This is a genomic window from Pseudomonas sp. Ant30-3, from assembly GCF_000690905.1.
In the GTDB taxonomy this organism is placed as follows: Bacteria; Pseudomonadota; Gammaproteobacteria; order Pseudomonadales; family Pseudomonadaceae; genus Aquipseudomonas.
This window is the reverse complement of the sequence record NZ_JMCL01000078.1, coordinates 1-20,938: the sequence shown is the minus strand read 5'-3', so window position 1 is coordinate 20,938 and position 20,938 is coordinate 1. Positions and strand designations below refer to the sequence as shown.

Sequence of the window (20,938 nt, the reverse complement as noted above, 5' to 3'; positions counted from 1 at the left end):
GGGGGTTTACCCCCGTTGGAGTGCGAAGCACTCCCCTTCAAACCCGCGGCGCATCTGATGGCGGCCGCTACGCGACCGAACGGGGGTAAACCCCCTCGCCACAGTTTCACCAGGCAAAAAAAATTCGTTGCGCCGTGAGCTGATTCGACCTCCCTGCCCCGTCACCCCACTGTCACAAACATCTGCTGTGCTGACGCGCATCGCTCTACATCAAAGGATCCGCGGCCATGTTCTCAGTGCTCAAACCCCATCGTTGGAAACTCGCCGTGCTGTTGCTGGCGGCCAACGCGGGATTACTGTTGCACCTGGCCTGCGGCGAACTGAAAAGCGTCAACGAATGGGTCTGGCTCGACATCGTCGGCGAAGGCGGTTCTGCACTGCTGGCGCTGGTATGGCTGGGCCTGGTGCTGAAAAGCCGCCCAGCCGGACGCGTTACCAATTATTTGGTGCTGGGCCTGAGCGGGATCTTCTTTTCCTGGTGGATCGACAGCCTCGACGAATTCATCCGCTTGCCCGACAGCATCACCTGGGACCACTGGCTGGAATCCGGCCCGATGCCCGTGGGCATGATTTTGCTGACCATCGGCATTTATCACTGGCACCGCGAACAATTGGCGATCAGCGCGCAGATGGAAAAGCGCGAAAAACTTTTTCGCGAACATCGACTGTTCGACAAAGTCACGCCGTTGGGCGGCGCCGATTATCTGAAACGGCAATTGATCGCCAGCCTGGAGGACAGTCAGCGCCAGCAGCAGCCGCTGTCCTTGCTCGTGGTGGACGTCGATAACTTCACCGCGATCAATCAGTCTTTCGGGCATGCCGAAGGCGACTCGGTGTTGCAAGCACTCAGTCATTTGCTGCTGCTCAACCTGCGGCGTCAGGATTTGCTCTGCCGACTGGCCGGCGACCGTTTTGTAGTGCTGCTGCCCAATACCGGTGAAACCCAGGCTCGCGTGCAGGCGCTGGAGCTGCAGCATGCGGTGCAGGGCCTGGCGCACAAAACCCGGCTACACGGCGAGCGTGTGCAGTTGTCCGCCAGTACGGCGGTGGTCATGGCGCTCAATGAGGCGCCGGACGCATTGCTCAAACGCCTCAACCTGGCGCTGGCCCGGGCCAAACAGCCGCTGACCAGATCGGCCTGAGGCGCGCTCATGACCCTCAAAACGACGTGGTACGAAACCGACAGCCGTTTCATTCCCGGCCACTACCAACCGGCGACCCTGATCGATCTGGCGTTGTCCCGCGACATCGACAGTCATCGCCTGCTACGCGGCACCGGGCTGTTCCATGAAGACATCCTGGCCGGCCAGACACGCCTCAGCCCGCAGCAGTTTCTCGGGCTGATCAACAACAGTCGGCGCCTGCTGGATGCCGATGACAGCAGTTTCCTGTTCGGCCAGCGTTTGCTGCCGGGTCATTACGGCCCTGCCAGTCATGCCTTGCGCCATGCGCAGAATTTGCATCAGGCGCTCGACACGCTCGTGCGGCAACCGGCGCTGCTCAGTCCTTTGACAGCACCACGGCTGGTGCTCGATGAGAAACACGCCTACGTCTATTGGCTGGACAGTTGCGGCGCGACAGAACAATGGCGGTTTCTGCTGGAAGCGAGCATGACCTCGCTGATCGCCATGAGTCGCGCACTGAGCGGTCAGCGCCTGCCTTGGGAATGCAGTTTCAGCCACGCCGAGCCGCGCTATGTCGAACAGTATTGGGTGCACCTGGGTGAGCACACCCAGTTCCGGCGCCCGCTCGACTTTGTGCGAATCCCCCGGGAGTATCTGGCCGATACGTGGCCCGGCGCCTCGGCCACCGCCGGCCAGGTCGCGCGTCAGGAGGCAGAGTTGCAGATTGGGCAGCTGGGCTTTGAATCGAGCTTTATCGATTGCCTTTATCGTTACCTGCAAACCCACATTCGCCAGGCGCCGAGCCTCGAGCTGGCGGCGTCGGCCTTCTCCATGAGCCCCGCCACCCTCAAGCGAAAACTGCACAAACACGGAACCGGTTTCCAGCAGCAAGTGGATCTGGTGCGCAAACATGTGGCGTTGTACCTGTATCAGGTCAAGGGTTTCAGCAATGAACAGGTGGCGGACTATTTGAGGTTCACCGATGCAGCAAATTTCAGAAGGTCGTTCAAACGCTGGACCGGCAGTACGCCGAATTTGATTCGCCAGCTGTTCAGCCCGGGATGAGCGATCAGCCGGAAAAAAGTAAGCGCAAAGTGGCTTGAAATGCCGTTCGTCGCCCTATGGAACCCAGGCGGAATATGACCGGTCTGACTGGCTTAACGATTGCACAGGCCGTCCATAGCAGCCAGGGAACGTCGAAATTCTGACACGGCAGCTATTTTTATTAACGCATAACGACTCCAGCGAAACGCCTGGCAGTCACCGGGAGATGTAACGTGTCAACTCTTAGCGAAATCGCAGCGAACCACGCGAGAATGGCGAAAGCCCTGGCAGAGGAGTCGATTGAGGTATCCATGCGCAAGATCCAGATTGTGGGTAGCTTCGAAGTCAACACGCCCGATGAAGAGTCCCAAACGACGCTGCATTACATCGATATCCCGCAGGAAGAACATGCGCATTTGCTGGTTGCGAAAATGCCAGGGTCTGGCCAGGTAATCAGTCACCAGCAACAAGCAGTCTGACGGTATTCGAAAGTGGGTTGAGCGTGCGCCTCAGCCCACGCGCTTTTCAAAGTAGACGCGATCAAATCCGTCTTCCGATCGCCGTTCGACTTCGCAATAACCCAGGCGCGGATAGATTGAGAGGTTGTCGGTCATTTTTGCATTGGTATAGAGACGGACGCTGAACAGGCCCAGGTTGATCGCTTGGGTCTCGCAAAAGTTTATGAGTGACTTACCGATCCCCTTCCCGCGTCCCGCGTCAGTTACAGCGACGTTTTCCAGAAACATGTGCTTGGCCTGCGGGTAGAAAACGACGAAGCCTTGCAACGTTTCTTGCTCGCTGGCGGATACATAGACGTAACCGGCGGAAATTTGCGCGGCGAAATCCGCCAGCATGGGCGCCGGTTTTCGACCGATCACTTCGATGTATTGGGAATACGCCTGTATGGCGCAGGCTCGGACGGCGGCTTCGTCTTCGGGTCTGGCTGTACGAATATTGAGTTGTTCACACATGGCAAGTCCTGGCGGGTCGAAGTGGCCGAATAAGCCGGAATAACGCAGCGGGCCGGTCTGCAGTGACCCGTCCGTGCAATAAAAAGCCCGGCGTCATGGCCGGGCTTTTCATTGTAGATTGGTCTTCAGTTGGCTGGATGCTCTGGTGCAACTGAATCAGCAGCATCCACGTCCGCCATATCTTCTTCTAGCTCTGCGTCTTCATCAGCAGGCCGCTGCTTCTCGGCTTCATGGGTCTTGGCATCATGGCCCGTTTCGTTGTCGGTACCGACCGTTACATGCTGCTGGGACACATTGCCAGGGGCCTTCTCATCAATATCCATGCTGACTCTCCGATCTGATGCGCGGGACGTCCGTGCGTACACATGAGAGAGGATGGCTTATGGCGAGTGCCGTGGAATGGACGAACGGTGTACTGGAGCTTTTTATCAGCAGGATCCCGGCGGAATGCCTCCCTTGTTGAAATCCTTCAAACGCTCGCGCTCTTCCTCGGTGGAATGCGCCGGGGTGTCGTCGTCAGGCTTTTCTTCTTTTTTTTCGTCAGTCATGGCAATACCCTCCGGAATACGTTTGGGTTCGGTTTCAGGCAACCTTCAGCGTCTCGATGCACACGCGTCCGTCAGCCATGCGATGAAGATATTCACGCCACTTTCTAAAGGCTTGTTGCTGGCGGCAAGCGGCCGCCTGCCATTCAGCGCTGCCGATGTGTTCGACCGGCATGGACATCATCTGCTCAGTCGCAAGATCCAGCTCATCAACGAGCTCACGGCCGTTGGGCATATCGAGAATTAGAGATCGCATAGGAACCTTCATTTTGGGCTACTAGATCGACTCTCTAAGTGTCTGTTGGTGCTCGGGTGCCGACGAACGGTAGTAAAGATTTGCGAGCGTCAGCCGTGCGCTGATGGTGGAGCCACACTCGATCGAACTAATCATCCCTGCGATGACTTCACGCTTTTTTACTGCTCTTGGCCCATCCACATAGCATCAATGCCAAGCCTGGAATCCACAAGCCTGGCGCAGTGATAGCAACACCACAAACAGCCAATGGTAGACCTGTAAGAAACAGCGGATTTCTTAACGTCTTTTCCATATCAATTTCTCCTTGATTTCTCCCATTAAACCATAGGATCTGTCGGTTAACGGCGCCGCCGCGCCCTTCGCAGAACCCTGCATTTACTACAGGCTCTGGATCATTTTCGCCTGACATGCAGCGCGATGCCGCATTCACATCAATGACCAGCGACCATTTGACTGGACTGCCTGTCACCTCGCGTAAAACCATGCACCTGCGCGCGTGAAGCAATCACCAGACTCAGAAGTAACAACATTAATAAAACCCAGGGAAAAGAACCCACTCCCCAATGGCCGAGCAACACGCCACCCAGTAGCCCACCGCTGGCGATGGCGCCATTCCAGACCACGACGTTCATCGAAAGCGCAACGTCTGCGCCCTTGCCTGCTGCGTCGGCAAGGGCGGTTTGCAAAAGCGTGGCGGCGCCCCCAAAGGTCAGGCCCCAGATAAAAGCACCGGCGTAAATGGCCAAGGCTGAGCTGGAAAAAAAGCCGAAGAAAACCGAAACGGCTGCGAAGGTGGCGAGGCTGGCCAACACTGTCTTTCGCAAATGGCGATCAACCAGCCGTCCTGTTACCCAGATGCTCGCCAGCGCCGCGACACCAAATGCCAGCAATACAAAACCAACGTCACTCGCCAGCCCAGCCTTGGCAACGAAGGGCGCGATGTAGGTGTAGAGAATGTTGTGAGCCAGCATCCACGTGAAGACGACGCCCAGCACCGAGCGTACGCCGGGGGTGAAAAACACCTGACGTAACGCCAGGCGCTGGGAGGAAGATTGGCCAGGGTAGTCAGGCACCTTGATCAGCACCCAGGCGATCAGTACCAAGGTGAGTCCGGACATCAATCCAAAAGCCATGCGCCAGCCCATGAATCCACCCAGCCAGGTTCCCAAAGGTACCCCCAGCGACAACGCGATGGGTGTTCCCACCATCGCTACCGCCAGCGCGCGGCCCTGCAATCGGGGGACGACCATGCGTCGCGCATAACCGGCGATGAGGCTCCAGGCCAGACCCGCTGACACCCCAGCGAAAAACCGCGCAATCAAAGTCAGCCAATATTGAGAAGACAGCGCCGTGATCGAATTGAATACCAGAAAACCCAAAATCGTCAGCAACAATACGGTCCTGCGGCGCCAGCCTTGCGTGGCGATCGTCAGTGGAATGGCTGCCAGCAGCGACCCCAATGCGTAGACAGTCACCATCTGCCCCGCCAATGATGCCGACACCCCCAGGCCACTGCCGATCATGGGCAGCAAACCCGCAGGTAACGTCTCAGTCACGATGCAGATAAAACCTGTCATCGCCAGCGCCAGAAGCGCACCCATCGGAAGCTTTTCGCCCTGTTGCTCATCTGTAGCCATTCGACCGCTCTCACTTATATACTGGTCGGTATGAATGTAGAGAAGAGCAGGCAGGTCGTCAACGACTTATATAACGATCAGTATTTAAATATCATATTGGAGAACACACGACATGGCACAGATGGGACGTCCGCGCACCTTTGACCGTGATGTGGCAATCACTCAGGCTCTGCATTTGTTTTGGGAACATGGGTACGAAGCGACATCGCTCAGCCAGCTCAAATCGAAAATCGGAGGGGGCATCACGGCGCCTAGCTTTTACGCCGCTTTTGGCTCGAAACAGGCCCTGTTCAATGAGGTAATGGAGCGCTACCTCACCACCCACGGCCGGGTCACCGACAGTCTGTTTGATACGACTTTGCCGCCCAGGGGGGCGATCGAGCTCACCCTTCGCCGGTCAGCGAAAATGCAGTGCGAGCCCGATCACCCCAGTGGGTGTCTGGTGGCGTTAGGTCTGATGAGTGCGTGCTCGGAAGAGAGTAAGGCGATCTCCGAGCCGCTCACACAAGCGAGGAACCAGAATCGCGAGGGTATGGTTGCCTGTATTCACCGCGCCATTGCTGATGGGGAATTGCCCTCAACGGTGGTACCGGAAACGCTCGCCGCCGTGTTCGACAGTTTTCTCTTGGGCTTGTCGACACTGGCGCGCGATGGTCTTCCCCATGCCACGCTGGATGCAGCGGTGACTCAGGTGATGGGGGTATGGGATAGCCTTCGCACTGTTGAGATGATCGATCACCCGGACGTTCGAAGTGAGTCAGAAGACTCCTGAGGATCTGCGTATTTACGCAAGATGCGGCTATCGACTTGCCGGTATCGGCTTTTTCCACCCCTGCCCCCTCTCTACAGTGTGTACGACTTCAACGGCGAGCAGCGCTCGCCCCGTTCAGGAATCGTGCATGCCCAGCCTGTCTTTGCGTATCGAACGGATAGACCCGCTCACGCCTCAAATTCGTCGCCTGATCCTGGTCGCTGACGCCGACCAAACCCTGCCCGGCTTCAGCCCTGGTGCGCACATCGAAGTGCAGATACCAGGCCGAAAACCCATGTGGCGCGCTTACTCGTTGGTCAGCCTGCCTGGCAACCCTCACTACGAGATCGCGGTGCAACTGGACGACCAGAGCAGCGGTGGTTCGCGGTGGATGCATGAGGTGCAAGTCGGGCAGCAACTGAGCGTACGTGCGCCCAACAACCATTTTCCGTTGGTGGCAAATGCCAGTGACTACCTGCTGATCGCGGGAGGTATAGGCATCACCCCAATGCTTGGCATGGCCCGATCGCTCGCGGCCAGTCAGCAGCCATTCACTTTGCACTATGCCGGTCGCAACGCAGACCGCATGGCGTATCTGGAAGAGGTCCAGGCGCTCGGCACCTCCCGATGCTGGATCAGCGGCGGCGACCCGGCGCGGCGCATGCCCCTGAACAGACTGCTGGAATCGCCCGGCAGCGGACGTCAACTTTATGTGTGCGGCCCAAAATCTTTGATCAGCAGTGTGCTGCAGACCGCTCGCGCGCTGGGCTGGGACGACAACCAACTGCACAGCGAATTGTTCATCGGCAGCCTCGGTACCGAGACCGAAGCCGGTTTTGAAGTAGAGCTGCGCAGCAGTGGAATAACGCTTCAGGTGGCCGCGGGCAAAAGCGTGCTGGACGCAATGATAGAGGCCGATCTGGACCCGATGTTCGATTGCCGTCGCGGTGACTGTGGGGTGTGCGTGGCGCAGGTGCTCGAAGGCGCCGCTGACCACCGCGATTGTTGTCTGTCGGAGCGAGAACGGGCAGACGGCAGCTTCTGCACCTGTGTATCGCGCGCCTCCAGCGCTCGCCTGGTGCTCGATTTGTGAGTGCGTTGCTGTACCGCGCACCTCTTTATGGCTGGTTAAAAGGAGACATCATGATCCCGTCGAACGAACAGATCGCGGCACTGATCCGCGACGACAGCGTGCACAAAAGCGTCTACACCGACCCTCAACTGTTTGATCTGGAAATGCAGCGAATTTATGGTCAGGCATGGATCTATGTCGGCCATGAAAGCCAGGTCAAAAACGGCGGTGACTACCACACCACACGCATCGGTGATCAGGATGTGATTCTGGTTCGAGGTGCCGATAAAAACGTCAATGTGCTCTACAACCGATGCCCGCACAAAGGCGCCAAACTGGTGGCCGAAGGCGATGGCAACGTCGGCAAGTTCTTCCGCTGCCCTTACCACGCATGGACCTTCAAACTGGACGGCCAGCACCTTTCGGCGCCTCTGAAAAACGGCTTCGAAGGCACCTGCTTCAACCCAAGGCACCCGGACTTTTCAATGGTGAGCCTGGCGCGGGTCGACAGCTATCGGGGCTTCGTGTTCGCCAGCCAGATCGATCATGGTCCCGACCTGAAAAGCTTTCTCGGCGGCGTGATCACGTCCATCGACAACCTCTGCGATCGCTCGCCAGTGGGTGAAGTCGAAGTGGCCGGCGGTATTTTTCGGGTCATGCAGCGTTCCAACTGGAAAGTCTTCTACGAAAACCTCCACGACACCATGCACGCTCGCGTCACCCATGAGTCTTCAGTGGACGCGGCCCGCAGCGAGGCCGAATCCTTGGGAGAGATGCCATTCGAACTGCTGATCATGGACGGCAACGGCGAGCCATATGATTTCTGGGAGAAGCTCGAACTGCGCGCCTACAACAATGGGCATGGTTACATGGAAGCGATCTTTGACCCGGCAGCCGCCGAGCGCGACGACGTGTCCAAGGCCCACTTCGAATGCCTGAGCGATGCCTATGGCGAAGAACGTGCCCGAGGCATCATGGGGATGAATCGCCACAACACCGTGATCTACGGCAGCGGCTCGCCCCACACCGTGTTCATGCAGTTCCGGGTAATCCGGCCGATGGCCGTTGACCGCACCCTGGTGGAAATCCAGACGTTCCGCTGCAAAGGCGCTCCGGATGCCGTCTTTGACCGGGCGCTGACGTACGCCAACGTCATCAACTCGCCCTCCTCCAACGTCATGCCCGACGACGTCGAAGTCTATGCCCGCTGTCAGGAGGGCAACATGACCCGTGGCGGTGAATGGATCAGCATGCATCGTTATGCCGGCACCGACCGCTTGCTGCCTGATGGCGCGGTCTCGACCAATGGCACCAGCGAGCTGCCGATGCGCAACCAGTTCGCCGCCTGGAAGCACTATATGACCGCCACCCTGATCGCCAAGGAGAGCACTCATGCTGCTTGATCGTACCTTCGACGTCTCGACTCACGCCCTGATCCCGGCCCAGGTACCCAACGAAACTTTGCGCGAGATCGAGCAGTTCCTCTATCGCGAAGCACGCCTGCTGGATGAGCGACGATTCTGGGAATGGGATCAACTGTTTACCGATGCGGGCATGTATTGGGTGCCGCACCTGCACGGGCAGGCCGACCCTTTCGAGCACATCTCACTGTTCTGGGAAAACCGGATGCTGCGCGAAGTGCGCATCCGCCGGCTAGAGAACGTACGCAACTGGTCGCAGCAACCACAGACCCGCACGGCTCATCTGGTGGGCAACGTGATGGTCGAAGGGCTCGACAGCCAAGGGCTGCTGGTGGTGAGCGCGACGTTCCAGGTGAGCGAATGGCGTCTTGAACAACGCCAGCTGGCCGGGCGCTACACCTACAAACTGGCCAGTCAGGACAGCGGCGGCTGGAAAATCCGGCTCAAGCGGGTTGACCTGATCAACTGCAACGATGTGTTCGCCAACCTTGAAGTCTTTGTCTGATGGGGCGCCCGACCGTATTGGCCCTGCATTATCAGAACGACGTCTTGCACCCTGACGGGCGCATCCGGGTCGGGCTCGCAGCCGATGATCCGGCACGGGAGGCCGTGCTGGACGCCGCCATCAGGCTGCAGCAAGGTGCCCGCGCACGGGGCTGGCCGATCATTCATGTGCGCGTGGCGTACCGCCCGGACTATGCCGACCTGATACAGAACGCGCCGATCCTGCGTGCCGTCGCGGCCAGCGGTGCCGTTCAGGAAGGCACTTGGGGCGCGCAGTTCCATGCCGAGTTGCAACCGCTGGAAGGTCCGCACGAGTTCGTCGTCACACATACCCGCATCAACGCTTTTTATGGCACACCGCTGGACACCCTGTTGCGTCAGCTCGAAACGCGACAGTTGCTGATCGCCGGCGTCGCCACCCACTCGGTGGTGGAAAGCACGGTACGGCATGCCGTCGATTGCGGTTTCGAGGTCACGGTGCTCGCCGACGCCTGCGCCGCCGCCCGCCCCGCGACTCATCTGGCGGCGCTGGACAGCATGCGGTTGATCGCCACTGTCACGGATGTCGCAAGCACCCTGGAGTCAATGCCATGAAGTCCATTCCTACCGCCAACCTGCAAGGTCAGGTGGCGATTGTCACGGGCAGCACCCAGGGTCTGGGTACTGACATTGCTCGCCAACTGTTAAACGCAGGCGCCAGCGTCATGCTGGTCGGCCGCAATCGAGACGCCGGAACGGCGCTGGCCAGTGAGCTGGGTGAGCGCTGTCGCTTTATCGTCTGCAATGTCGAACTGGACGAGGATATCGATGACTGCATCGACGCAACGCTGGCCGCTTTCGGTCGTCTCGACATTCTGGTCAACAACGCCTGTGTCTACGACGATCAGGGGCTACAGTCAGACCGCGAGCAATGGTTGAACACCCTCAACATCAATCTGGTGTCGGCGGCCATTTTCGTACAGAAAGCCACGCCACATATGAATGAAGGCGGCACGGTGATCAACATCGGAAGCACCGGCGGCAAGTTCGGCGCGGCTGGGCGAGCCCTGTACCCGGCGTCCAAAGCCGGATTGCTGCAGCTGACGCGAAACCTTGCAGTGAGCCTGGCACCGGCTTCGATCCGGGTCATCAGCGTCTCGCCGGCCTGGACCTGGTCGCCGTCAGTGGCGAACCTGAGCGGCGGCGACCTTGCAGTGGCCGACCGTGTAGGGGCGACCTTTCACCCGCTTGGACGCGTCGGGCGCGGCGAGGAGATTGGCCAGGTGGTCGCCTTTCTGTGCAGCCATGGCGCGTCCTGGATTACCGGGGTGGACATTCCGGTGGACGGCGGTTTCTCGATCCTCGGCCCCGATCAGGGCCTCTCGCCCCGCGTGTGGTTCGAGCGTTTGCGTGACCCGGCCTGAATCGCTCGACAGCTCCCATTGAACAACGCCAATAAAACCTGATGATGAGTCGATAACGAGGTAACACCATGGGCAAGATGATCACCGTAAAAGCCAGCGACGGCAGCGGCAGCTTCACCGGTTATCTGGCGCTACCCGCCAGCGGCAAAGGCCCCGGCGTGGTAATCGGCCAGGAAATTTTCGGCATCAACGCCAACATGCGCGAAGTGGCCGATTTTTACGCCGAGGAAGGCTATGTAGCCCTCGTGCCGGACCTGTTCTGGCGACTGGAACCGGGCGTAGAACTGGGCTACACCGAAGCCGACTTCGCCCGTGCCATCGAGTTGTTTCAACGCATGGACGTGGACAAGGCTGTCGATGACATCGACGCCAGTTTCAAGGCCCTCAGCGATTTGCCCGAAGTCGAGGACGTCGGTTTCGGCTATGTGGGTTTCTGCATGGGCGGCAAGCTGGCCTACCTGACGGCAACCCGAACCGACGTCGCCTGCTCGGTGGGCTATTACGGCATGGGCATTGAACAGTTGCTCGACGAAGCCGACAACATTAGAGGCCGGCTGATGCTGCACTTCGCTGAACAGGATGGCTACTGCGATGCCAATGCCCGTCTGCAGATCAGTCAGCGCCTAAGCGGCCGCAACAACGTCGAGATTTACACCTACCCCGACGTCGACCATGCCTTCGCCCGCAACGGTGGCATGCACTACAACAAGCCAGCCGCGTTGATGGCCCATCAACGCAGCATCGCGGCGCTCAAGCAGGCCATCGGCCCAAACTACAACCTGTCCGAGCTGTGGGAAAAGCACATCGAATACGAGTTTGCCGTTCGCGATGTCCCGGCGACCATGGCGACCATGGTGGCCGAACCTTACGTCAATCACATCCCGACCATGACGGGTGGCGTCGGCTACCGCGAGTTGAGCCGCTTCTACCAGAACCATTTTGTCCATGCCAATCCGCCGGACATGAAGCTGGTGCCCATTTCTCGCACGGTTGGCGCTTCGCAAATCGTCGACGAATTCGTGATGTGTTTCACCCATACCAGTGAAATCGACTGGATGCTGCCTGATGTTGCGCCGACGGGTAAGTACGTTGAAATTCCGATGCTCGGGGTCATCAAATTCCGTGGCGACAAGCTGTGTCACGAACACATTTATTGGGACCAGGCCAGCGTTCTGGTGCAGATCGGCCTGCTCGACCCCACCGGGTTGCCCGTGGCCGGTATTGAAACAGCGAAGAAATTGCTCGACGAACTACGGCCGTCCAACACGCTAATGGGCAACTGGGCGGACAGCGCCGAGCGCTAGATGCTCGCGCGCCCTGGCAATGGCACAACTCTGCTCCCACAGATTTACGCAATTCCACTGTGGGAGCGAGCCTGCTCGCGATGAGGTCATGTCAGCCAGCATCATCTCGACTGACACACCGCGATCGCGAGCAGGCTCGCTCCTACAGGGGGTTTGGGCTGGCTCCAGGACTTCAGCAACACCTCCAATCACTGTGGGAGCGAGGCTGCTTGCGATGTGGCCATGTCAGCCAGCATCTTCAGCTACTGACACACCGCGATCGCGAGCAGGCTCGCTCCTACAGGGGGTTTGGGCTGGCTCCAGGACTTCAGCAACACCTCCAATCACTGTGGGAGCGAGGCTGCTTGCGATGTGGCCATGTCAGCCAGCATCTTCAGCTACTGACACACCGCGATCGCGAGCAGGCTCGCTCCTACAGGGGTTTGGGCTGGTTTCAGGAATTCAGCAACACCATCAATCACTGTGGGAGCGAGCCTGCTCGCGAGAGGTCATGTCAGCCAGCATCTTCAACTACTGACACACCGCGATCGCGAGCAGGCTCGCTCCTACAGGGGGTTTGGGCTGGCTCCAGGACTTCAGCAACACCTCCAATCACTGTGGGAGCGAGCCTGCTCGCGATGAGGTCATGTCAGTCAGCATCTTCAACTACTGACACGCCGCGATCGCGAGCAGGCTCGCTCCTACAGGGGGTTTGGGCTGGCTCCAGGACTTCAGCAACACCTCCAATCACTGTGGGAGCGAGGCTGCTTGCGATGTGGCCATGTCAGCCAGCATCTTCAGCTACTGACACACCGCGATCGCGAGCAGGCTCGCTCCTACAGGAGGTTTGGGCTGGCTCCAGGACTTCAGCAACACCATCAATCACTGTGGGAGCGAGCCTGCTCGCGATGAGGTCATGTCAGCCAGCATCATCTCGACTGACACACCGCGATCGCGAGCAGGCTCGCTCCTACAGGGAATGTGTACCCACAACGAGAAGGCTCGCAGGCACCCTCACGGTGATTATCGAGTCGCGGTCTGATGCGGGAGTTCGCCAAATCGCTCACGGTAGTAACGGGCAAAACGACCGAGATGGCCGAAGCCATGCTCCAGGGCGACTTCGGTAATACTCACGTCGCAACGACCCAGCAAACGATCACGCACCGCCTCAAGCCGCAGGTTGCGCAACCGCTCCATGGGCGTTTGTCCGTAACAGCGCTGGCACAGGGTGTTGAGGCTGCGTTCGCTCATCCCCGCCGCAGCTGCCAGTTCGCCCAGGGATAGTGCGTCACCCAGACGACCGCGCATCAAGTCTTCGATCTTATGCAACTGCCGCAAGGCCTGACGCTGTGCCGGCGACTCAACGGCCGCCATCGGTGATCCGTCGACTTTCGGTGAATGGGTCAGCAGGAACAGCGGCAGACTTTCCTCCAGATGTCGCAGCCAGTGCGCATGCACCGGCTCACTTGCGCTGGCGCCCAGTTGCTCAAGCAAATCATCGACCAGGCGCAACCAGCCACGCGCCTGACCGGTGTCGAGCCGGTAAGCGGGTGGCAAGCTGAAATCGGTGGCCAGCCCGCCGTCGTCCACCAGCCTTTCCTGCATCAGCCTCAACAATGAGCGCGGCACCTTGAGCAGCAACTGTTCGCAGCCACTGTGCCAGACCAGTCGCGCCTGTCGATTAGGCGAAAGCACGGCCACCTGGCCCGCCTCCAGCTCCAACGCCAACCCATCGCACTCGATACTCGCCCGCCCGCGCAACGGCATCTGCATCAGGACGAAATCGGTAAAGGGCCTTGGCCGTACCTCAACCTCGGCGCCGTAACGCAAGACAAACAATTGGCAACGGCCAACTTCAGCGCGGAAAAACGCCGTGTCGACATTGCCGCTGCGCCAACTCAGATCGTGTTCGACCAACTCACGGGCGAGCAGCCGATGACTTTCTTGCCGCGAGCGGCTGGTGAAAACCGGTGTCTGGCACAACCTCGACAGATCAAGCCCGGTGCCAGCGCCAGGCAGTGGGTGAACCGATAGCCCGGCCATGGCTCAGAGCGACCGGTTTCGGCGAGCTTCGTTACGTTGCACGGTGGTGCTCGGGGTTTCATCGAACAGCTTGCGATACTCGCTGGAGAACCGTCCCAAGTGGCTGAATCCCCACCCCATGGCGATCGCCGAAATATTGCGTGCCGACTTGTCCTCGAGAATTTCCTGGCGCACAGCGCCCAGCCGGTGCTTCTTCAGATACGCCATCGGCGACATGCCGAAGTATTTTTTGAAACCTTCGAACAGCTTGAACCGCGACACACCGGAAATTGCCTCGATGTCTTCCAGGTGCAGCGGTTCGCGGGCATTTTCGAGGATGTACTGCTTGGCTCGAATCAGGTAGTGCGGCAACTTGACGCCGAGCACATCGCGCAACTCTTCGGAGTAGTTATTCGGCTGGGCGAGGATCAACCCCTTGATCAGCGAACTCTCGATGTCGCGGGTGAAAAACGTCTGGTCATACAGCTCGCGGCTGCGCTCCAGTTCGCCGATAAAGTAGCGCGCCATGCGCCACCAGGAGGCGGAGGAACCGTTGACGGCGTCCATCATCGGTTCGAAACGCAAGGGGGTTTCCAAGGGTCGCTGTAACATGTCTTCAAGGGATTTGCGCATGGCCGCACGGGTGATGACGACCTGGATCTTGCGGCAATCACCGTTGATCGTCAGTTCCTGGTTTTCGTGAGGCGACACGATGATTGCGCAGTCCCGATCAGACGTTACCTGGCAGTCGCTCTTGCTCAGGTGCTGTTCACCGACGAGGGGCAGACTGAGGCTGTAGCTGCTCAGGTGTTCGGCGTCTTCGATGCCGACCGTGACGTCAGTGCCGTACTCGATTACCCCCAACGTAGTGGACATGGATTTGAGTACATTGCCACTGTGATGGAACTGAATGCGGTTGGGCTGGCTGGTCTTGAGCAGATGCGGCCCACAGATCCCGGCCATCCACTGCCGCGCACCATTAAGGTCATAACGATCAATACGAATGTCACGAACATGTACATCAGGACTTGTACTCATCACGGGGCACCCACGGCTGTTTTATGAACGCGCTCTAACGGCACGCCTCTCTATGAAAGAGCAATCTTCATGCCGCGTGCCTGGCTCCGAGGCCCGGTCGAAATATACGGATAACATTCACCGAATAATCGGATAGGGACAGCGCATCGCCAGGACCGCCCATGCCCCTGAAAGCCCTTCTTACGCCGTAAACACAGGCATGGCGCTGCAAAAAAGAGCAGACGCCCACGGGGCGGCACAATAGCCATGCGCTAAACACCAGGCGTGGTTGGGTATTACCTGCCCAGATGAGCAGGCAGGTGTTACCCCCTGGAATTGTTGAAGCGCCGAAGCCCGAAATCTTGTTCGGGTGGTGCTGATCGCTTACCAGAATTTCCAGGTGTAGGTGGTGATAAGGCGGTTTTCGTCGAAGTCATTACCGTGTCGGAACTTGACGTTGATGTTGCGCAATTCGACGCCAAGGTTCTTCAGCGGGCCTTCCTGAACCACGTAGGACAGGTAGATATTGCGCTCCGATTCGCTGTTGTCGCTGAGCGCGCCGCGATCAATGTCAGTGCCGCGCATGTACCGCGTCATCAGCTTCAAACCCGGCACACCCACACCCGCGAAATCGAAGTCATAGCGCGCCTGCCAGGATTTTTCGTTGGGCTTGACGAAGGCGATGGCGGACCAGTTAACCAGGTATGGCTGCGGCGCGTAACCATTGAGGGTTGGGAACGTGCTGTCGCCGAGCATCCGCTGATAACCCAGACCAAAGGAGTGTGCACCTTTGCGCACGGTGGTCATGGCGCCGTAGGAGCGGTTATCAATGCGACCGTACAGCGCGTCGCCATCTTCCTTGTTATTGAAATAGCGCAAATCGGATTTCAGAGCGTAACCGCCGCCCAGATCTGCCAGGTAGGTTGCACCCAGATAATGCTGGCGATAGATGTCTTCCAACTGACCGTAGAAATAGGTCCCGGTCAGCGTCGGCGTGAACGCGTAGCTGGCACCGCCGAAGTTCAGCCCGTCGCTGCGGCGCTGCACGTCAGGGCCGTTGAACAAATACATTTTTTCGCTGTTGGAGGATTCGCGACCGCTGATTTCGGTGAAGCGCCCACCCGTCAGCGTCAGCTTGTCCACCTCTTTGGACTCGATCAGGGTGCCATGATACGTGGTGACCAGTTGCCGCGAGTCGTCGGTGTAGGCCACCGGCAGTGTTGGCCGATGTTCACCGTATTTCAATTCGGTTTTGGAATAGCGCACCTTGGCGGTGTAGCCGCCGCGGCCGTAATCGGTGGCCTGTTCTTGCTTGCTGACGCTATAGGGAATGATGCTGTCAGGCCCCCTGCCACCACCGCCGTCGAGCCGGTAGGCGTATTGCATCGAAGCATCCAGACCAAACTGCAGCGGCCCCTCGGTGTAGCCCGAGATGAAGCGCAGGTCGAAGCCTTGGGTCCAGCTGCCGACGCGGGAGTTCTTCGGGTTTTCGCCCTTGAAGTCGCGATCGATATAAAAGTTGCGCAAGCCCAGCGCCAAATGGCTGTCCTCAACGAAATCCGCCTGGGCCATCATTGGCGCAATTATTCCGGCCAGGCTGGCCGTCTGCATGCAACGGATAAACCAACTCGCTTGAAACATAACTTATCCCCTCTTATTCAATGTGCGAACACATCAAGTAACGGCGCGACCAAAGTGATCGCTCCAATAGTTGGCAGTTGTTTCTTTATTAAAATATTCAGCATGAGTCGTTATGATTGATATCGTTCGGCAAGACAGCCAGCACGCATCGCGAATGATTAGGCAGCATTGTCGCCAGAGTCTCTATCCTGTTAATTCGAGACTCATATCCGTTTACTTCGAAATATCAATTTCCCTCCTCCGCCGTGCCGCTGCTGACCAGCTATAACTGGGCCAGGGCCCGCCGGCCAATTTTATGGACTGTGTTTGCCGACAAAGCGGATAGACCCCGACGCGGGCAACTTATTTAATGCAGACACGAACAACTTGTTGAATGCACGAATTAGCCCGATGCAACGAGGTATCGATTAATGAGCAGTGCAAAAAGCGTAGAACAGTGGAAAAGCTTTATCGAGAGTTGCCTGGACTTCCGTCCGGCAGAAGGTATTTTCCGAATTGCCCGGGATATGTTTACCGAGCCGGATTTGTTTGATCTGGAAATGCAACTGATCTTCGAAAAAAACTGGATCTATGCTTGCCACGAAAGCGAAATCGCCAACAAGCATGATTTCATGACTATGCGCGCCGGGCGCCAGCCGATGATCATCACCCGCGACGGCGACGGTCAACTCAATGCGCTGATCAACGCCTGCCAACACCGCGGCACCACCCTGACCCGCGTCGGCAAGGGCAACCAGTCGACCTTCACCTGCCCGTTCCACGCATGGTGCTACAAAAGTGACGGCCGGCTGGTCAAGGTCAAAGCGCCTGGCGAGTATCCGGAGGGTTTCGACAAAGCCACCCGCGGCCTGAAAAAAGCCCGCATCGAAAGCTACAAGGGTTTTGTCTTCATCAGCCTCAATGTCGATGGCAGCGACAGCCTTGAGGACTTCCTCGGCGATGCCAAGGTGTTCTTCGACATGATGGTGGCGCAATCGCCCACCGGTGAACTCGAAGTGCTGCCGGGCAAGTCCGCCTACACCTACGACGGCAACTGGAAGCTGCAGAACGAAAACGGCCTGGACGGTTATCACGTCAGCACCGTGCATTACAACTACGTGGCCACCGTGCAGCATCGCCAGCAGGTCAACAGCGAGAAAGGCCTGGTCGGCGCCGACACGCTGGACTACAGCAAGCTCGGCGCGGGCGACAAGGAAACCGACGACGGTTGGTTCGCCTTCCACAACGGTCACAGCCTGCTGTTCAGCGACATGCCCAACCCGGCGGTGCGTCCCGGTTACGCGACGATCATGCCGCGCCTGCTCGAAGAGCACGGCCAGGGCAAAGCCGAATGGATGATGCACCGGCTGCGCAACCTGAACATCTACCCGAGCATGTTCTTCCTCGACCAGATCAGTTCGCAGCTGCGCATTATCCGCCCGATCGCCTGGAACAAAACCGAGATCAACAGCTTTTGCCTCGGCGTGGTGGGCGAGTCGGATGCCGATCGGGAAAACCGCATTCGTCAGTTCGAAGACTTCTTCAACGTGTCCGGCATGGGCACCCCCGACGACCTGGTGGAATTTCGCGAAGCACAGCGCGGTTTCCAGGCACGCCTGGAGCGCTGGAGCGACATTTCCCGCGGCACCGGCAAGTGGGTCGAGGGCGCAACGCCCAACAGCGAAACCATCGGCATCTCACCGGCGCTGACCGGCACCGAGTTCACCCATGAGGGCCTCTACGTCAATCAGCATGGCAACTGGCAGCGATTCATGCTCGAGGGTCTGGCGCGCATGGCCGCTGAAGAGCAACCGTTGAAACTGCGTGAGGTGTGAACATGAATTCGCAACTGCAGTACCGCATCGAGCAATTTTTTTATCGCAACGCTGAAGCCTGCGACGCTCAGGATTGGGACACGTACGTGTCGATGTTCAGCGACGACAGCGAATTCCATTTGCCGCAGTGGGACTCGGAGCACGTCTACACCACCGACCCGAAAAAAAGCATGTCGCTGATTTACTACCCCAACCGTGGCGGCCTTGAGGACCGGGTGTTCCGCATCCGCACCGGCAAGGCCGCATCGACCATCCCGATGCCACGCACCCTGCACCTGATCAGCAATGTGCGGATTGCGCCGCTGGACAACGATGAGCTGGAGGTGCGGGTCAACTGGCACACCCTCTACTACCGCCTGCAAACCGCCGAAGAATTTTTCGGTCGCGCTACCTATCACCTGCGGCCCGATGGCGACAGCTGGAAGATCACCCGCAAGCATGCGCTTTTGCTTAACGACACCATCAATTCGGTGCTCGATTTCTATCATCTCTGACCGGCGGAAATCTGGATTATGAGTCACAAGGTCGCGTTCAGTTTCGCCGACGGGAAAACCCTGTTTTTCCCGATCCAGAACAATGAAATCCTGCTCGATGCGGCGCTGCGCAACGGCATCAATATCCCACTCGATTGCCGCGAAGGCGTGTGCGGCACTTGCCAGGGTCGCTGTGAGTCGGGCCAGTACAGCCAGGACTACGTCGACGATGAAGCACTGTCGGCCGATGACATGCGCCAACGCAAAATGCTCACCTGCCAGACCCGGGTGCAGTCCGACGCGGCGTTCTACTTCGACTTCGCTTCGACCCTGTGCAATGCCGCCGGGCCGGAGTGGCTCAAGGGCATTGTGCGGGCAGTCGAGCAGGTGTCGCCGAACACCGCGATCCTGCACCTGGATGCCGGTGCCGATGGCCAGCAACTGGACTTCCTGCCCGGCCAGTACGCCAGGTTGCAAGTGCCGGGCACAAACGGCAAGCGCTCCTACTCGTTTGCCAATCGTCCCAATAGCAGTAACCAGCTGCAGTTTCTGATCCGCCTGCTGCCCGATGGCCTGATGAGTAATTACATCCGCGAGCGCAGCCTGATTGGCGACGAGATCATGCTCGAAGCGCCCCTCGGCGCCTTTTACCTGCGCCATGTCGACAAGCCGTTAGTGTTTGTGGCTGGCGGCACCGGGCTCTCGGCGTTCCTGGGCATGCTCGACGAAATCGCCGAGCGGGGCGGTTGCGGACACCCGGTGCATTTGTACTACGGCGTGCGCAGCGCCGCCGACCTTTGCGAAACCGCGCGCATCGCCGCCTACGCCGAGCGCATTCCCGGTTTTCGCTTCACCCCGGTCATCAGCGATCCGGCCCCGGACTGGAGCGGCAAGCGCGGTTACATCGCCGAGCACTTCGACCATGCCGAGTTTCGCGACCAAGACCTGGACATGTACCTGTGCGGGCCACCGCCGATGGTCGAGTCGATCAAGCAATGGCTGGCTGACCAGGGCCTGGACCAGACGCGCCTGTACTACGAGAAATTTACCGAGAGCAACACCTGACACTGGAACCCACAGCCAATACAAATTTCCAGGCACCCGCACATTTTTTACTGCCCTCCACTAACAACTACGTCTCGCGCGATGCGGACTTCATTAAAGGCGGCACTATGAAAAAACTACTCGTGGGTACATTGCTGGCGGCCAGCTGCGTGGCCAGTCTGCTGGCTCAAGCCCAGGACCCGGTGCGCATCGGCTTTATCACCACCCTCTCTACCCCTGCCGGTTATCTGGGCGAAGACTCACGCGATGGCTTCCAACTGGCCATCGATCAGGAGGACGGCAAGCTCGGCGGTGTGCCCGTAAGCCTGCTGGTCGAGGACGACGGACTGCAACCGGCCCGCGCCAAGCAGATCATCGACCGGATGAGCCTGGACGGCATTTCGCTGTACACCGGGGTGATCTTTTCCAATGTGCTGGCGGCGGTGGTCAACACGGCGACCAAGGACGGCTTCTACATCAGCAACAACACCGGCCCTTCGAGCCTGGCCGGCAAGCAGTGCAAGCCCAACTACTTCGTGGCCTCGTACCAGAACGACACGATCCATGAAATGGCCGGCGTCGCGGCCAACGAGCTGGGCTACAAAAAGATGGTCATCCTGGCACCCAACTACCAGGGCGGACGCGATGCGCTGGAAGGCTTCAAGCGCACGTACAAAGGTGAGGTCACCGAGATCTACACCAAGCTCAACCAACTGGATTTCTCGGTCGAACTGGCACGCGTGCGTTCACTGGCGCCGGATGCAATTTTCGAGTTCCACCCCGGTGGTGCTGGCATCAACTTCGCCAAGCAATACGGCAGCTCGGGCCTGAGCAAAACGATCCCGATGGTAGTGCCTGTGTTCTCCATGGACGAACGCATGCTCGCCGCCACCGGCGATGTCGCCAAAGGCATGAA

The 20,938-nt window shown here is 58.7% G+C and carries 22 protein-coding genes; 14 read left to right on the top strand and 8 right to left on the bottom strand.

Annotation, left to right across the window (positions count from 1 at the left end; all coding sequences use genetic code 11):
• Positions 1-227 precede the first annotated feature (227 nt).
• The 3 genes from DU29_RS0118875 to DU29_RS1000000132945 all read left to right on the top strand — a co-directional run bounded on the left by DU29_RS0118875 (position 228) and on the right by DU29_RS1000000132945 (position 2,647).
• Positions 228-1,142, top strand: a complete 915-nt coding sequence (locus DU29_RS0118875) for a GGDEF domain-containing protein (RefSeq protein WP_028623078.1) — start codon at positions 228-230, stop codon at positions 1,140-1,142.
• A 9-nt stretch (positions 1,143-1,151) separates the two neighbouring features.
• Positions 1,152-2,189, top strand: a complete 1,038-nt coding sequence (locus DU29_RS0118870; RefSeq protein WP_028623077.1) for an AraC family transcriptional regulator — start codon at positions 1,152-1,154, stop codon at positions 2,187-2,189.
• Between the two features lie 212 nt (positions 2,190-2,401).
• Positions 2,402-2,647 (top strand): hypothetical protein, encoded by a 246-nt coding sequence (locus tag DU29_RS1000000132945; RefSeq protein WP_081832512.1) that lies wholly within the window; start codon positions 2,402-2,404, stop codon positions 2,645-2,647.
• Positions 2,648-2,677: 30 nt separating this feature from the next.
• Here DU29_RS1000000132945 and DU29_RS0118855 read toward each other — a convergent pair whose 3' ends face one another.
• The 5 genes from DU29_RS0118855 to DU29_RS0118835 form a co-directional block, all read right to left on the bottom strand.
• Positions 2,678-3,139 (bottom strand): GNAT family N-acetyltransferase, encoded by a 462-nt coding sequence (locus DU29_RS0118855; RefSeq protein ID WP_028623076.1) that lies wholly within the window; start codon positions 3,137-3,139, stop codon positions 2,678-2,680.
• Positions 3,140-3,264: 125 nt separating this feature from the next.
• Positions 3,265-3,462 (bottom strand): hypothetical protein, encoded by a 198-nt coding sequence (locus tag DU29_RS0118850; RefSeq protein ID WP_028623075.1) that lies wholly within the window; start codon positions 3,460-3,462, stop codon positions 3,265-3,267.
• Between the two features lie 259 nt (positions 3,463-3,721).
• Positions 3,722-3,940, bottom strand: a complete 219-nt coding sequence (locus DU29_RS0118840) for a hypothetical protein (protein ID WP_028623074.1) — start codon at positions 3,938-3,940, stop codon at positions 3,722-3,724.
• Positions 3,941-4,088: 148 nt separating this feature from the next.
• Positions 4,089-4,232 (bottom strand): hypothetical protein, encoded by a 144-nt coding sequence (locus DU29_RS1000000133020; protein ID WP_177326972.1) that lies wholly within the window; start codon positions 4,230-4,232, stop codon positions 4,089-4,091.
• A 139-nt stretch (positions 4,233-4,371) separates the two neighbouring features.
• Positions 4,372-5,577: an MFS transporter gene (locus DU29_RS0118835; protein WP_028623073.1), complete on the bottom strand. Its 1,206-nt coding sequence runs from the start codon at positions 5,575-5,577 to the stop codon at positions 4,372-4,374.
• Positions 5,578-5,689: 112 nt separating this feature from the next.
• Here DU29_RS0118835 and DU29_RS0118830 point away from each other — a divergent pair, with 112 nt between their 5' ends.
• The 7 genes from DU29_RS0118830 (at position 5,690) to DU29_RS0118800 (ending at position 12,032) form a co-directional block, all read left to right on the top strand.
• A complete protein-coding gene (locus DU29_RS0118830) occupies positions 5,690-6,349 on the top strand; it encodes a TetR/AcrR family transcriptional regulator (protein ID WP_028623072.1) in 660 nt (219 codons plus the stop codon).
• 127 nt (positions 6,350-6,476) lie between these two features.
• Positions 6,477-7,421 carry a PDR/VanB family oxidoreductase gene (locus DU29_RS0118825; protein ID WP_028623071.1) on the top strand — a complete coding sequence of 315 codons (945 nt, stop codon included), beginning with the start codon at positions 6,477-6,479 and terminating at the stop codon, positions 7,419-7,421.
• 50 nt (positions 7,422-7,471) lie between these two features.
• Positions 7,472-8,803, top strand: coding sequence for an aromatic ring-hydroxylating dioxygenase subunit alpha (locus tag DU29_RS0118820; protein WP_028623070.1), 1,332 nt, complete (start codon positions 7,472-7,474; stop codon positions 8,801-8,803).
• Positions 8,793-9,326 carry an aromatic-ring-hydroxylating dioxygenase subunit beta gene (locus tag DU29_RS0118815; protein WP_028623069.1) on the top strand — a complete coding sequence of 178 codons (534 nt, stop codon included), beginning with the start codon at positions 8,793-8,795 and terminating at the stop codon, positions 9,324-9,326. The genes DU29_RS0118820 and DU29_RS0118815 overlap by 11 nt, the downstream gene beginning before the upstream one ends.
• Positions 9,326-9,919, top strand: a complete 594-nt coding sequence (locus DU29_RS0118810) for a cysteine hydrolase family protein (protein ID WP_028623068.1) — start codon at positions 9,326-9,328, stop codon at positions 9,917-9,919. The genes DU29_RS0118815 and DU29_RS0118810 overlap by 1 nt, the downstream gene beginning before the upstream one ends.
• A complete protein-coding gene (locus tag DU29_RS0118805) occupies positions 9,916-10,728 on the top strand; it encodes an SDR family oxidoreductase (protein ID WP_028623067.1) in 813 nt (270 codons plus the stop codon). Before DU29_RS0118810 ends, DU29_RS0118805 begins: the two co-directional genes overlap by 4 nt.
• A gap of 68 nt (positions 10,729-10,796) precedes the next feature.
• On the top strand, positions 10,797-12,032 hold the full coding sequence (locus DU29_RS0118800; protein ID WP_028623066.1) for a dienelactone hydrolase family protein: 1,236 nt from the start codon (positions 10,797-10,799) through the stop codon (positions 12,030-12,032).
• A gap of 1,002 nt (positions 12,033-13,034) precedes the next feature.
• On the opposite strand, the gene DU29_RS0118795 is transcribed toward DU29_RS0118800, so the two are convergent.
• The 3 genes from DU29_RS0118795 to DU29_RS0118785 all read right to left on the bottom strand — a co-directional run bounded on the left by DU29_RS0118795 (position 13,035) and on the right by DU29_RS0118785 (position 16,691).
• Positions 13,035-14,054 carry an AraC family transcriptional regulator gene (locus DU29_RS0118795; protein ID WP_050483135.1) on the bottom strand — a complete coding sequence of 340 codons (1,020 nt, stop codon included), beginning with the start codon at positions 14,052-14,054 and terminating at the stop codon, positions 13,035-13,037.
• A gap of 3 nt (positions 14,055-14,057) precedes the next feature.
• Positions 14,058-15,071 (bottom strand): AraC family transcriptional regulator, encoded by a 1,014-nt coding sequence (locus DU29_RS0118790; RefSeq protein WP_177326971.1) that lies wholly within the window; start codon positions 15,069-15,071, stop codon positions 14,058-14,060.
• A gap of 363 nt (positions 15,072-15,434) precedes the next feature.
• Positions 15,435-16,691, bottom strand: coding sequence for an OprD family porin (locus tag DU29_RS0118785; RefSeq protein WP_028623063.1), 1,257 nt, complete (start codon positions 16,689-16,691; stop codon positions 15,435-15,437).
• A 410-nt stretch (positions 16,692-17,101) separates the two neighbouring features.
• On the opposite strand from DU29_RS0118785, the gene antA reads away from it, so the two are divergent.
• The 4 genes from antA to DU29_RS0118765 form a co-directional block, all read left to right on the top strand.
• Positions 17,102-18,505: an anthranilate 1,2-dioxygenase large subunit gene (antA, locus tag DU29_RS0118780; protein WP_028623062.1), complete on the top strand. Its 1,404-nt coding sequence runs from the start codon at positions 17,102-17,104 to the stop codon at positions 18,503-18,505.
• 2 nt (positions 18,506-18,507) lie between these two features.
• Entirely contained in the window at positions 18,508-18,999 is a 492-nt protein-coding gene (gene antB, locus DU29_RS0118775) for an anthranilate 1,2-dioxygenase small subunit (RefSeq protein ID WP_028623061.1), read from the top strand.
• An 18-nt stretch (positions 19,000-19,017) separates the two neighbouring features.
• Positions 19,018-20,043 (top strand): anthranilate 1,2-dioxygenase electron transfer component AntC, encoded by a 1,026-nt coding sequence (gene antC, locus DU29_RS0118770; RefSeq protein ID WP_028623060.1) that lies wholly within the window; start codon positions 19,018-19,020, stop codon positions 20,041-20,043.
• Between the two features lie 107 nt (positions 20,044-20,150).
• Positions 20,151-20,938, top strand: a 788-nt coding sequence (locus tag DU29_RS0118765) for an ABC transporter substrate-binding protein (RefSeq protein WP_033050690.1), incomplete at its 3' end; no start/stop codon positions are given.